A 10,505-nucleotide genomic window follows, 5' to 3' on the forward strand; every position below is an offset into this window, starting at 1 on the left:
GTACGGTCACGTCCTGTGGACGGTGTGTACGTGGGGAAGGCGGGCCCGGACGCCGCCGCCGACCGGGGCTGGCTCCTCGGCCACTTCAAGCCCGCCGGCGACCTCCGGCACAGCGACGAGGTCGAGATCAAGTGGGGCGTGCACCAGAAGGGCGAGCGCCGCGGCCAGTGGACGGAGGGTGAGCGGCGCACCGCGCTGCTCGTCCTGATCAGCGGCCGGTTCCGGCTGGAGTTCCCGGAGGGGGACGTGGTCCTGTCCGAGCAGGGCGACTACGTGGTCTGGGGACGCGGCGTCGACCACTCGTGGCAGGCCGAGGAGGAGTCGATCGTCATGACCGTGCGCTGGCCGTCGATCCCCGGCTACGCCGTTCCGGCCGGGCCGTGACGGCGTGCGTTCAGCCTGCGTTAAGCGGTCGAAGGCGTGGTGCGGGGCCGCTATCGTGGGCGTGGACCGCCGGCGAAGGCGGTCACCGGGAGAGTTCGCATAGTGGACTAGTGCAGGCGCCTTGAAAGCGCCCAGGGCTGGGGACAGTCCTCGTGGGTTCGAATCCCACACTCTCCGCTCGATCCGGAACGCGGTCTGTCTGTGCAGAAACGGACAGACCGCCCTGTTGGGTATCCGTTACCCTCTTCGGCATGTCGCAGACACCCAATGATCCGGCAGGCACGACCCACCAGTTCCAGAACTTCGCCAACCAGGCGCAGCCGCAGAAGTCCGGGCCGAACATCGGCCTGATCGTCGGCATCGTGGCCGTGGTCGCCGTCGTCGCGATCCTCGTGGTCGCCTTGATGATGATGTGACCCGGAGCGGCGGGGCGTGCGGCCCGGCTACCTCCCGTTGCTGCTGAAGTGCTGGTAGTCCTTCGCGCCGCTCCATTCGCCGCCCCAGCCCCAGCCGATGGAGTCGAACGCCCTGACGACCTTGTCGCCGGCGTGGATCATGCCGGGGGCCTTCCGGTTGCGGTTCTTGTACTTCGTGCAGTCCGGGTGGGCGATACGTCCGTCCGCGTACACGTAGGGGTTCTGGCAGGGGTTGATGTCGATGGCCAGGCCGTAGGCGTGCTGGGAGAAGGAGCTCGACCCGGTGGCGCGGCGGCAGTTGAAGGCGGAGGTGTTGTTGGCCTCGATCGAGTCGAAGTCGCTGCCCTTGTACTTGTCGACCGGTTCCATGCGTTCGATGGGGTACTTGTCGTCGAACAGCTTCCGGAACACGCCGACGAGGTCTTTGGCGGCCTTGGCGTTGACGACGAGCCGCCCCCCGGTGTGCGGCTTGTCGTCCATGCCCCAGTAGGTCATCTCGATCATCCGCAGTCCGGACACGGGTACCGGGCAGCCCGGGCGCCAGGAATGGGGCAGGTCTCCTCTGGTCACCTTCTTGACCTCGGCCTGGAAGCCCTGCTCGGTCGGCGCCGCCGACGGCGTGCCCGACGGGGTCCCGGTCGGCGCGGTCGCGGTGGGCGGTGTCGCGGAGGACGTCGGCTCGTCGGTGTCGCCGCCGCCGCACGCGGCCGCGGCGGACGTCGCGGCGATCAGCGCGGCGACCGCCGCGGCGCTGCGAATCGGCCTTCTACCTGGCATCTTTCAAGGATGGCACGTTCGGCGGCCTGGGTGTGACACCCTCGATCCACGACGTTGCGTTTGAATGCGCGCCCGCCGGAAAGAGGCCGGGACGGACGGGCCGTGAGCCGCATCGGTCCGCCGGGCATGTCGTCCGGCGGCCTCCGGCCCAAGGGAGCGGGATGGCGGAACCTCAGGAGAGGGACCTCCCAAGCCTCGAAGACGAGATCTTCGCCGTGGCGCACAATGTGGAGGTCGAACCAGCGGCGCGGGCACATCCGCGGCTGCCCGCGGACAGGGCGCAGGTGCTCGCGGAACGCGCTCGTGCGTTCCTCGGCCAGGACGTCCGGTCGCTCGCGGCCGGCTTCGGCATCTTCTTGTTCGTGGACGCGGTGATGATGTGGGCACCGCTGATGATGAGCCAGCGGCCGAGCTTGATGCCGCAGTTCATCACACTGCTCGTCCTGGCGTTCGGCCTGGGCGGGCTGCTCGTCTGGAAGGTGGGCGGGCGGTGGCGGACGTTCGGCATAGGCATGATGCTCGCCTGGGTGTTCCTGACCCTGGTGTCCGTCGGCTTCCTCACCGGGGTCACCGCCCCGCTGTAGGGGGAGGGCTCAGGTGGAGGGGCCGACGCGCTTGAGGACGAGGGAGAAGGCGCGTCCGATGGCTTCGAGGTCCTCGGGCTGGATGACGTCGATGAAGAACGTCCGGACCGTCTCGACATGGTCGCGGGCGGCGCGTTCGAGGGCGGCGTAGCCCTCGTCGGTCAGCACCGCGAAGACGCCGCGCTTGTCGTTGGGGCAGTTGTCGCGCTGCACCAGGCCCTTGGACTCCAGGCGGGAGCAGGTGTGCGACAGCCGGCTGCGCGACTGGCTGGCGTTCTCGGCCAGTTCCGCCATGCGCAGCCGCCGCTCGGGCGCCTCGGACAGCCGGACGAGGATCTCGTACTCTGAGACGGACAGCCCGTGCTTGGCCTTCAGGTCCCGGTCCATGACCTCGGTGAGCCGGACGCTGCCGTCCACGTACGCCCGCCAGTCGCGTTGCTGGGCGGCATCGAGCCAGCGTGGTTCGCTCATGCCGGTCAGTATACGGCACAGGTTGAACATTCAACTAATGCTGGCTACCTTAAACGTTAGCAGGAGCCGCGGCATCCGTCCGCGGGAATAGTTGAATCATCAACTAGGTTGCCCGGGCACCGCACCGTCCGTGGTGGACGGGCACCCGACCGAGGGGAGCACCCCATGCCCGCCGTGATGGCCGATCCGCTGACCCTGCCCCGCCTGCCGCTGCTGTCCGAGTCCGAGACCGGCTGGCGCCGCGTCGCGAAGGTCGTGACCGCGCAGCGCCACCTGGAGGGAGAGGGCTTCCAGGTCAGGCGGCCCTTCCCGGGCACGGACCTCGCCCTGGCCGACCCGTTCCTCCTCCTCGACCACATGGGCGCCGTCGAGTACGCGCCGGGCGAGGCGCGCGGTACCCCGTGGCACCCGCACCGCGGGTTCGAGACCGTCACGTACATCATCGACGGCGCGTTCCAGCACCAGGACACCACCGGAGGCGGCGGCCTCATCTCGGACGGCGCCACGCAGTGGATGACGGCGGCCTCCGGGATCCAGCACATCGAGCAGCCGCCGCCCGAACTGGTGGCCAAGGGCGGCCTCTTCCACGGCATCCAGCTGTGGGTCAACCTTCCGCGCGCGCAGAAGTGGGTCCCGCCGCGATACCAGGACATCGAGGCCCGCGACGTCAAGCTCCTGGCCGCCGACGACGGATCGTCCATCGTCCGCGTCATCGCCGGGTCGCTCGCCGGGTACGACGGGCCGGGCGTGACCTACACGCCCATCAACTACCTGCACGCGACGGTCGCCCCCGGTGCGCGCCTCGCCCTGCCCTGGCCGCGCGAGTTCAACGCTCTGGTCTACGTCCTCTCCGGACGCGGCACGGCCGGCGTCGAGGAGATCGCGCTGGACGAGGGCCAGCTCGCGGTCTTCGGCGGCTCGCACAACAAGGGGACCGGGGACGGCGTCGTCGTCCGCGCCGCCGAGAGCCAGCCGGTCGCCGGCGCGAACGGCTGGGAGATCCTCGTGCTGGGCGGCCTCCCGATCCGCGAGCCGATCGCCCGGTACGGCCCGTTCGTGATGAACACCCGCGAGGAGATCGTCCAGGCCTTCGAGGACTTCCAGGCCGGCCGCATGGGAACCGCCCCGGCCGAGAAGGTCCCCCACCGCTCCGAACAAGACGAACCGCTCGCGTGACCCTCGCCTAGCTGCGCGATCAGGCTTCTTAAGTCTCAACACCGGCCCCCGCCGTGACCACGCGCCGACCTGAACCGTCGCGATCGCGTCCGAAGGCAGGTTTCGAGCCTGCGAGAAACCTGATCGCGCAGCGAGCCGCCAGGCGAGCCGGAGCGATGCAGCGATCGCGCGCATTGCCCGCCGAAGGGAGGGCCCCCAAGGCCCGACCGCCAAGGGCGATGCAAATAAGCACGCTTCGGGTGTGACGGCGGTCTCCCATGCGCTACTGTGTTCGAGTAGTCGAACAGAGGTTCGACCGACCTGAACGCGCTCGGCCGGGGAGGTGACAGGGTGGCGACGGTCGTCACGAGGGGCCCGGACGGTGCCGCACGCTGCAAAGCGCCGCGCGGGCACGCGACACGCCGTAGCGGTTTCTACGCAAATCTACGGCCCCAGCTATATCGCCTCATAGAGTCCGAGAGCGTGGACCCCGTGCGCAACCCCTACGCCCCCGGAGCCGGGCAGCGGCCCCCGGAGCTGGCCGGCCGCGACCGCGAGCTGAAGCAGTTCGAGGTGGTGATCGAGCGGGTGGCCCGCGGCCGTCCGGAGCGCAGCATGATCGTCACCGGCCTGCGCGGGGTGGGCAAGACCGTGCTGCTCAACGCGTTCCGGTCGATGGCGATCCAGCGGCTGTGGGGCACCGGGAAGATCGAGGCCCGGCCCGACCAGTCGATCCGCCGTCCCGTCGCCTCGGCGCTGCACCGCGCGGTGCGCGAACTGGCGCCCCGGCATCGCGCGCCCGACCGCATCGAGGAGTTCCTCGGCGTGCTCAAGGCGTTCGCGCAGGCAGGGCCGGAGCCGTCCGGCAAGGGGAAGGCCCGCGTGCACCGCTGGCAGCCCGGCATCGACGTGCCCGCCTCGCGCGGCCGCGCCGACTCCGGCGACCTGGAGATCGACCTGACCGAGCTGTTCGTGGACGCGGCGTCCGTCGCCACGGACGTCGGCGTCGGGATCGCCCTCTTCGTGGACGAGATGCAGGACATCCCCGCCGACGACGTGTCCGCCCTGTGCGCCGCGTGCCACGAGTTGTCGCAGGTCGGCGGACCGCTGATCGTGGTGGGTGCCGGGCTGCCGCACCTGCCGGCCGTGCTGTCGGCCAGCAAGTCCTACTCCGAGCGCCTGTTCCGCTATGCCCGCATCGACCGGCTCGACCGCGAGTCGGCCGACCACGCCCTGCTCGCCCCCGCCGAACGGGAGGAGGTCACCTTCACCAAGGAGGCCCTCGACGCACTGTACGGCGCGGCCGACGGCTACCCCTACTTCGTCCAGGCGTACGCCAAGGTCGTGTGGGACGTGGCACCCGACACCCCGATCACCGCCGACGACATCAAGGTCGCCGCCCCGGAGGCGGAGACCGAACTCGCGGTCGGCTTCTTCGGCAGCCGCTACGAGCGCGCCACCCCGGCCGAGCGCGACTACATGCGCGCGATGGCCATGCTCGGCGACGACCCGGTGCCCACCGCCTCGGTCGCGGACGAGCTCGGCCGCAAGCCGTCGAGCCTGTCGCCCGCCCGCGACGGCCTCATCAAGAAGGGCCTCATCTACAGCGCCGAACGCGGCATGGTCGCCTTCACCGTCCCGCACTTCGGCAAGTTCCTCCGCTCCCAACCCGCCTGACCAAGTCGACACGCCGATACCGCCCTATCAAGCTCTCTAGCCCAGCCGCTAGAGAGCAGTAGAAAGCCGCATCGACCGGCCTCGTCCGCAAAATATCCGGCTCTCTAGCAACACCCCTAGAGAGCCATAGATTCTCCTCACACGCCCTCTGCACCTCTATCAGCCTCTCTAGCCTCCCCCGAAGACCCGACTAGAGAGTGGAAGACCAGCGCCCACACGCGCAGGACTTCATACGCGGCTATTGGACGTGTCCAAGAATCGGCTAGAGAGCGGGAGAGAGGCTCTTCTCCGGGGCCACCAGCGCCGCCCGGACGGTCCGGCCGCGTTCGGCGGTGGACACGGCGAACACGACCTCCATCTCCCGGTCGTCGACACGCGCCGGGAAGACGAGGAACCGCCAGCAGCCTTCCCGCCACACGTCCAGGGGCAGCGCGCTCGTGACGACGTTCTCGTGCTCCACCCAGGCGGCGCTGTCGTACAGCGTCGCGTACGTCTCCTCGATCGGGCTCCGCCGCCGCTCGCACGGCATCACCGGACGTCCCTGACCGGGCGGCAGCCCGCGGCGGCCGAGCAGCGCCGACAGCTCCGGCGACAGCGCCGCGAACAACGCGACCTCCACCGCGAGCACCAGCCCGACGAGCACCTCGACGTTCCGCAGCACGTCCAGGCCGGCGTGCGGCGCCTGCAGCGAGGCGATGGCGGCGCAGGTGAACAGCACCGCCCGCAACACGCTCCGCCGCCCGACCCTCCGCCCGCTCAGCCCGCCGAAACACCCGCACCCGGCGTCCGGCCGCCCGACCCGCAGCTCGCTGACCACCCAGGTCGCAGCGGCGAACGCCACCGTAGTCGCGAGACGCACCGACGGATGCGACGTCACCAGCAGCGCCAGCCCGAGCAGCCCCTCACCGACCCCGAGCCCGACCGTCATCCCCCGGCTGTCGCGCAACGCCGACAACCGCGCGATCGCCGCCGGCACCGGAACGCCGTGCACATGGTCGGGCGCCTCCACCCCCTGCTCCCGCACCATCAACTTCGCCAGACAGGCGGCCAACAGCACCGCCGCAAGCAACACCACCTGCGTATTCTGAAACGCCGTCACCATGACACCGCGCCCCCCGACACCGCGCCCCCCGGCATCGCGAGCGGCGCACCCGTCCGGACTGCGGCGTTGAAGCAGCCTGTGTCTAGTTCGCCGCCGAGGCCAACGAACGCGGCGGGGGTGAGTTCTACGATTCTTCCGCGGGGGGACGTGTCGCATTCCACGCAGCGGTCGCAGTAGCGGGCCGCAACGCAGCCGCATTCCACCACCGGGACGGAGGTCGCGCGGCCGGTGCACTCGTTGCGGACGGTGATGTCGCTGCCCAGCGACAGGTACGGGAACGGGACGCAGCCGGACGGGGCGTCCGCGCACCCCCCGGCGTCTCCCTCGGAATCGACCGCCGGGTAGGCCGCCCCGTCCGGCGTCCCACCGCCCGCGCCCGCGAACCACGTCGCCGTCCCGCGCAGCACGTCCGGGACGGGCGCGGCGACATCGGGCGGGGCGAGATCATCGGGCCGGTACCCGGGCTGCGACGTGCCCGGACGCACCGCCCGCGGACCGTCCGGAGACCGCACGCAGATCAGGTCGATCAGGTACCCGGGCTCCAGCCGCGGATGCCGGACGAGCACCCGCTCGAAGGCGTGCGGGGGGATCACCACATGGGTCCGCCCCCGGTGCGGACCCATGTCCACCTCTACGGTGGCCCCCCTGCACGCCACGATCGTGCCGGTGACCCGGCTGATGTCGACCCAGATACGGTCGGCACTGAGCCGGGCCTCCCCCAACCGGACGACCACGGACCGCCCGGGCCGCAGCGCGGCGAGGCCCCCGCGCCCGCCGTGCCGGACGGTCGTGCCGTCACCCATCGCCAGCCGTATCTCGATCTCCCCTGGCGCCGGCCCGTCCTGGCGCGACGCCGACAGGATCAGCAGGTGCGGGCTCGCGTCCAGGACGGTGCCCGTGATCACGGTCAGCGGTGGCGCCGCCCGCTCCGGGTCGCGCGAGGACGCCGGGAGGACGGCCGCGCGGCGCCGGCGGCGGCTCGCTCCTCGGTGCTGGGGTGGCGACATCGCGAAGCTCCGGTGTTCGATCATTACTGCGGGTCACCGCGCGTGAGACGGTGCGTCAAGGGTCACGTGCGGTGACAGCGCTTGTCGACGGATTTGTCGCGATAAGTCAGCTGGGGGAAGACCTTTGATCTACCTGGGGTGAAGATTATGCTCCGGTTGACCCGGATATATCTTTAATGTGGGACCGTAATTACGATCTACGTGCGATCGTCAGCCATACCGGGAGTGCGCACGGCCGGGGCCGGGGAAAGGCCCGGCCGGGGGCGGCTCCACAACCCCTGGTCCGGTGGTGAATTGAACGGTACGCGGCACGAGGAGTTCCGCTCGTACGTGGCGGAGCGCGGGGCCGTGCTGCTGCGGGCCGCGACCCAGCTGACGAGCGATCGCGCCGAGGCCGAGGATCTCCTGCAGGCGGCCTTGGCCAAGACGTACCTGGCCTGGGACCGGATCCAGGACCGCGCCGCCGTAGACGGGTACGTCCGCCGCGCCATGGTCAACACGCAGATCTCCTGGTGGCGGCGCCGGAAACTGGACGTCTACCCGACCGACCGCCTACCCGACCGCCCCGTCGCCGACGACCACGCACGCCGCTCGGAGATGCGCGACGCGCTGGGCCGCGCACTCCGCCGCCTCCCCGAACGCCAACGCGTCACCGTCATGCTCCGCTACTACGAGGACATGTCCGAACAGCAGATCGCCGATTTCCTGGGAGTCAGCGTAGGAACCGTGAAATCCACGGTCTCCCGAGCCGTGGCCAAACTCCGCGACGAAGAGGGCCTCCAATAGCCATCGCCCGATGAGTGCCGACCTGCGATGACCGCTCGGTCAGACGCTTGGCCCTCTGCCATTACCGCAGGGCCGCGGCGATCTGGTCCTGGGCGCTTTCGGGGGCTACCTTCAGTCTTGTGCGGGATCTCATCGCGTAGCAGGAGGCCAGGGTTGCCGACGCGTTCCGTGAAGATGGCGGCGTTCGAGCGCCATACGGCATCCGCGTGCACGGCGACACCGGCCACCACCGCAACCCCGCAACAACCAGAACCGTCGCGATCGCGTCCGAAGGCAGGTTTCGAGCCTGCGAGAAACCTGATCGCGCAGCGAGCCGCCAGGCGAGCCGGAGCGATGCAGCGATCGCACGCATTGCCCGCCGAAGGGAGGGCCCCCAGGGCCCGACCGCCAAGGGCAATGCAAATGAACACGGAGGGGCCTCATGTGGAGCACCATGCAGGATTTCCCGCTCACCATCAGGACGATCATGCGCTACGGCGCGGACGTCTTCGGGGACGTCCAGGTGTCCACCTGGACGGGGGACGGGGCGCGGCGCCGTACCTATGCCGAGGTCGGTGAGCGCGCGGCGCGGCTCGCGGGGGCGTTGCGCGGACTCGGCATCGACGGCGACCAGCGCGTCGCCACGTTCATGTGGAACAACGCCGAGCATCTTGAGGCGTACCTGGCGGTCCCGTCCATGGGCGCCGTTCTCCACACCCTCAACCTGCGGCTGTTCCCCGACCAGCTCGTCTACATCGCGAACCATGCCGAGGACCAGGTCGTCATCGTGGACGGGTCGCTCATCCCGCTGCTCGCGCCGGTGCTGTCGCAGTTGAAGACGGTCCGGCATGTGATCGTGGTCGGGGCGGGCGACACCGCGCCGCTGGACGGTGCCGGCAAGGAGCTGCACAGCTACGAGGAACTGCTCGCCGCTGCGCCCGCGACGTTCGATTGGCCCGAGCTCGACGAGCGGTCCGCCGCCGCGATGTGCTACACGAGCGGCACGACCGGGAATCCGAAGGGCGTCGTGTACTCGCACCGCTCGGCGTACCTGCATTCGATGGCGACGTGCACCGGCAATGCGATCGGGCTGAGCGCGTCCGACAGCGTCCTGCCGGTGGTCCCGATGTTCCACGCGAACGCCTGGGGGCTGCCCTACGCGGCGGTCATGGCGGGGGCGGCGCTGGTCATGCCGGACCGGTTCCTGCAGGGCGAGCCGCTGGTCCGGCTCATCGAGACCGAGCGTCCGACGATCGCCGGGGCGGTGCCGACGATCTGGGCGGACGTCCTGCGGCACACGAAGGAGCACGGGTCCGACCTCAGCTCGCTGCGGCTGGTGCCGTGCGGCGGATCGGCGGTGCCGGAGGCGCTGATGCGCGGGTTCGACGAGATCGGTGTCCGGATCGTCCAGGCGTGGGGGATGACGGAGACGTCGCCGGTCGCGACGGTCGCGCACCCGCCGGCCAAGGCGGCCGGGGACGAGGCGTGGCAGGCGCGGATCAGCCAGGGCCGCGTCCTGGCGGGGCTGGAGATGCGGATCGTGGGCGACGGCGACGTCGTCCTGGCCAACGACGGCGAGGCCGTCGGGGAGGTCGAGATCCGCGGGCCGTGGATCACCGCGTCGTACCACCTGGACGAGGATCCCGGGAAGTTCCACGACGGCTGGCTGCGCACCGGCGACGTCGGGACGCTGTCGCCCGGCGGTTTCCTGACGCTCACCGACCGGGCGAAGGACGTCATCAAGTCGGGCGGCGAGTGGATCTCGTCGGTGGAGCTGGAGAACCACCTGATGGCCCACCCGGACATCGTCGAGGCGGCCGTGGTCGGCGTGCCCGACGACCGCTGGCAGGAGCGGCCGCTCGCGTCCGTCGTGGTGCGGGACGGGGCGTCGGTCACTCCGGAGCAGCTCCGGGAGTTCCTGTCCGGCCGGATCGCGAAATGGCAGCTCCCCGAGCGCTGGGCGTTCATCGCCGAAGTCCCGAAGACGAGCGTCGGCAAGTTCGACAAGAAGGTGCTGCGGCGCCGTTATGCGGACGGCGAGCTGGAGGTGCGGCGCGCCGAGTGACCGGCGGTGTCCCGATCCGGCCGGGCCCGGCCGGATCGGGACGCTGACTCGATTCTGACGCCGAGTCATTGATACCGTGGTCACGGAGAGAAACGGCATCTC

The 10,505-nt window shown here is 70.2% G+C and carries 11 protein-coding genes and 1 tRNA gene; 8 read left to right on the top strand and 4 right to left on the bottom strand.

The window, feature by feature from the left end; genetic code table 11:
* The first annotated feature begins 15 nt into the window (after positions 1-15).
* The 3 genes from IEZ03_RS13215 (at position 16) to IEZ03_RS13225 (ending at position 800) form a co-directional block, all read left to right on the top strand.
* Positions 16-384: a cupin domain-containing protein gene (locus tag IEZ03_RS13215; protein ID WP_184878303.1), complete on the top strand. Its 369-nt coding sequence runs from the start codon at positions 16-18 to the stop codon at positions 382-384.
* An 88-nt stretch (positions 385-472) separates the two neighbouring features.
* Positions 473-561: transfer RNA gene (locus tag IEZ03_RS13220), tRNA-Ser, on the top strand.
* A gap of 74 nt (positions 562-635) precedes the next feature.
* Positions 636-800, top strand: a complete 165-nt coding sequence (locus IEZ03_RS13225; protein ID WP_184878305.1) for a hypothetical protein — start codon at positions 636-638, stop codon at positions 798-800.
* A gap of 27 nt (positions 801-827) precedes the next feature.
* Here the strand turns inward: IEZ03_RS13225 and IEZ03_RS13230 are convergent, their stop codons facing one another.
* The gene (locus IEZ03_RS13230; protein WP_132053796.1) at positions 828-1,577 is read right to left on the bottom strand and encodes a M15 family metallopeptidase; all 750 of its coding nucleotides are present in this window, start codon (positions 1,575-1,577) and stop codon (positions 828-830) included.
* Positions 1,578-1,738: 161 nt separating this feature from the next.
* On the opposite strand from IEZ03_RS13230, the gene IEZ03_RS13235 reads away from it, so the two are divergent.
* Positions 1,739-2,161 carry a hypothetical protein gene (locus tag IEZ03_RS13235; protein ID WP_184878307.1) on the top strand — a complete coding sequence of 141 codons (423 nt, stop codon included), beginning with the start codon at positions 1,739-1,741 and terminating at the stop codon, positions 2,159-2,161.
* 9 nt (positions 2,162-2,170) lie between these two features.
* Here the strand turns inward: IEZ03_RS13235 and IEZ03_RS13240 are convergent, their stop codons facing one another.
* Positions 2,171-2,632 (bottom strand): MarR family winged helix-turn-helix transcriptional regulator, encoded by a 462-nt coding sequence (locus IEZ03_RS13240; protein ID WP_184878309.1) that lies wholly within the window; start codon positions 2,630-2,632, stop codon positions 2,171-2,173.
* Between the two features lie 165 nt (positions 2,633-2,797).
* On the opposite strand from IEZ03_RS13240, the gene IEZ03_RS13245 reads away from it, so the two are divergent.
* Positions 2,798-3,808 carry a pirin family protein gene (locus IEZ03_RS13245; protein ID WP_184878312.1) on the top strand — a complete coding sequence of 337 codons (1,011 nt, stop codon included), beginning with the start codon at positions 2,798-2,800 and terminating at the stop codon, positions 3,806-3,808.
* 462 nt (positions 3,809-4,270) lie between these two features.
* Positions 4,271-5,464 (top strand): ATP-binding protein, encoded by a 1,194-nt coding sequence (locus tag IEZ03_RS13250; RefSeq protein ID WP_184878314.1) that lies wholly within the window; start codon positions 4,271-4,273, stop codon positions 5,462-5,464.
* Positions 5,465-5,726: 262 nt separating this feature from the next.
* On the opposite strand, the gene IEZ03_RS13255 is transcribed toward IEZ03_RS13250, so the two are convergent.
* Both IEZ03_RS13255 and IEZ03_RS13260 read right to left on the bottom strand, forming a co-directional pair.
* Positions 5,727-6,539, bottom strand: coding sequence for a MauE/DoxX family redox-associated membrane protein (locus IEZ03_RS13255; protein WP_229808267.1), 813 nt, complete (start codon positions 6,537-6,539; stop codon positions 5,727-5,729).
* A 20-nt stretch (positions 6,540-6,559) separates the two neighbouring features.
* Positions 6,560-7,573: a hypothetical protein gene (locus IEZ03_RS13260; protein ID WP_184878321.1), complete on the bottom strand. Its 1,014-nt coding sequence runs from the start codon at positions 7,571-7,573 to the stop codon at positions 6,560-6,562.
* Positions 7,574-7,867: 294 nt separating this feature from the next.
* Between IEZ03_RS13260 and IEZ03_RS13265 the strand changes: the two genes are divergently transcribed.
* On the top strand, positions 7,868-8,359 hold the full coding sequence (locus IEZ03_RS13265; protein WP_184878324.1) for a SigE family RNA polymerase sigma factor: 492 nt from the start codon (positions 7,868-7,870) through the stop codon (positions 8,357-8,359).
* 421 nt (positions 8,360-8,780) lie between these two features.
* Positions 8,781-10,403: a long-chain fatty acid--CoA ligase gene (locus IEZ03_RS13270; protein WP_184878327.1), complete on the top strand. Its 1,623-nt coding sequence runs from the start codon at positions 8,781-8,783 to the stop codon at positions 10,401-10,403.
* Positions 10,404-10,505: the final 102 nt, after the last annotated feature.

The sequence above is a fragment of the Actinomadura livida genome (assembly GCF_014648675.1).
GTDB classification, from domain to species: Bacteria; Actinomycetota; Actinomycetes; order Streptosporangiales; family Streptosporangiaceae; genus Spirillospora; species Spirillospora livida.

Excerpts from the sequence above, each read along its gene's own strand:
- IEZ03_RS13235 (WP_184878307.1), top strand. The coding sequence starts at position 1,739 with ATGGCGGAACCTCAGGAGAGGGACCTCCCAAGCCTCGAAGACGAGATC.
- IEZ03_RS13240 (WP_184878309.1), bottom strand. The coding sequence starts at position 2,632 with ATGAGCGAACCACGCTGGCTCGATGCCGCCCAGCAACGCGACTGGCGG.
- IEZ03_RS13260 (WP_184878321.1), bottom strand. The coding sequence starts at position 7,573 with ATGTCGCCACCCCAGCACCGAGGAGCGAGCCGCCGCCGGCGCCGCGCG.
- IEZ03_RS13230 (WP_132053796.1), bottom strand. The coding sequence starts at position 1,577 with ATGCCAGGTAGAAGGCCGATTCGCAGCGCCGCGGCGGTCGCCGCGCTG.
- IEZ03_RS13225 (WP_184878305.1), top strand. The coding sequence starts at position 636 with ATGTCGCAGACACCCAATGATCCGGCAGGCACGACCCACCAGTTCCAG.
- IEZ03_RS13245 (WP_184878312.1), top strand. The coding sequence starts at position 2,798 with ATGCCCGCCGTGATGGCCGATCCGCTGACCCTGCCCCGCCTGCCGCTG.
- IEZ03_RS13270 (WP_184878327.1), top strand. The coding sequence starts at position 8,781 with ATGTGGAGCACCATGCAGGATTTCCCGCTCACCATCAGGACGATCATG.